At 72.6% G+C, this 1,218-nt stretch carries 1 protein-coding gene; it reads right to left on the bottom strand.

Annotated features, from left to right (window positions below; translation table 11 throughout):
• Positions 1 to 1,132, bottom strand: a 1,132-nt coding sequence (locus PROKR_RS02610; RefSeq protein WP_036959365.1) for an MFS transporter, incomplete at its 3' end; no start/stop codon positions are given.
• Between the last annotated feature and the right edge of the window lie 86 nt (positions 1,133 to 1,218).

Here is a 1,218-nt window from a genome sequence, read left to right as displayed (position 1 = left end):
GCGACGCGCCGAACCGGGCCGCCGAGGCCGTGAGCGCGGCGGCGCCGAGGGGCGCGAGGCTGTGGTGGATGGTCCAGAACGCGGCGGTCACGCGCCCGAGCAGCGCGTCGGGCGTGACCATCTGGCGCAGCGACATCGAGGAGACCGCGGCGAGCATCAGCCCGAACCAGAACGCGAGCACCGCGACCCCGATGACCAGCACGTCCTGGCTCAGGGCCAGGACCGCCGCCGCCGTGCCGCACAGTGTCATGGCGCCCAGCCAGAGCGCGCCGAACCCGAGCTTGCGGCGCAGCCACGCGGACATGGCCGCCGCGACGCACGTGCCGACACCGGCCGCGGCCATCACGTAGCCGACCACGGTCTCGCTCTGCCCCAGACCGTGCCGCACCTGGTAGATGATCACGTCGGTCAGGCCGAGGGTGACGAACGTGGTGATCGTCAGGAAGACGGTCAGGACCCGCAGCACCGGGTGGCGCCACAGGAACCGGGCACCCGTGACGAACCCCGTGCGCAGGTCCCGCCCGAGACCTGCCCGGTCCGACGCCGTGGGCGCCGTCCGCGTGAGCCGGACCGCGAGGAGGCCGAGCGCCGAGACGCCGAAGGTGGCGGCGTCGATCGCGATCGCCGCGGTGACGCCGAGCGCCGCCGCGACCAGGCCGGCGAGCGCCGGCCCGCCGATGCTGGCGAGCGAGGCCGTGGCCTGGAGCTTCCCGTTGGCCTCGGCCACCCGGTCGCGGCCCACGAGGTTCGGCACGGCCGTGATGTAGGTGATCTGGAAGAGCTGCCCGAACACCGACGCCACGCCCGCGACGACGAACAGCAGCCACACCTGCGGGTCGATCGCCCAGACGACGGGGACGGCGGCGAACAGGAGCAGACGCGCCACGTCGCACGCGATCAGCAGCCGGCGCCGGTCGAACCGGTCGACGATCGCCCCGCCCACCAGGCCCATCGAGAGCGACCCCACGGCCATGACGCTCGTCAGGAGGCCCATCTGCACCAGCGAGCCGGTGGCCTCCAGCATGAGCAGCGGGAACGCGATCACCGAGAACGAGTCGCCCAGCACCGAGAAGGTCTGGGTCCCCCAGAAGACGACGAAGTTCCGGTCACGTGCGAGGGATCGCCGGGTCACCCGTCGATCCTGTCGGAGCCGCTTGCGGCGGGCAACGGATTTGGGCGCGGCAGTTTCCGCAGCGGGTTCGGCAGTTGGCATCGAGA

The organism is Promicromonospora kroppenstedtii DSM 19349, from assembly GCF_000515355.1.
In the GTDB taxonomy this organism is placed as follows: Bacteria; Actinomycetota; Actinomycetes; order Actinomycetales; family Cellulomonadaceae; genus Promicromonospora; species Promicromonospora kroppenstedtii.
The sequence above is the reverse complement of the archived record's forward strand: the minus strand, read 5'-3'. Positions and strand labels throughout refer to the sequence as shown.